A 214-nucleotide genomic window follows, 5' to 3' on the forward strand; every position below is an offset into this window, starting at 1 on the left:
GCTGGCTGCTGAGGAGACCGCATAACCTCCTACGATATTCCCGATAAAGTTTGCGGTTTGGGCGTCTTCCTCACTTCCACCTAGGAGCTTAGTCCCATGATAGGCAACCTGACCCGCTGTATAGGCACCGGCTTCCCCTATCGCAAACTGAGTCAAGCCCTTGACAACGCTCTGAGTCTGCCCTATGGGAATCATGATGGCACTCGCCGTCACA

General features: G+C 54.7%; 1 pseudogene. It reads right to left on the reverse strand.

The features are described 5' to 3' along the window. Positions 1-214, reverse strand: a pseudogene (locus ADH52_RS07320) (hypothetical protein); the annotation flags it as partial.

Source organism: Streptococcus pseudopneumoniae, assembly GCF_001072665.1.
GTDB lineage: Bacteria > Bacillota > Bacilli > Lactobacillales > Streptococcaceae > Streptococcus > Streptococcus pseudopneumoniae_S.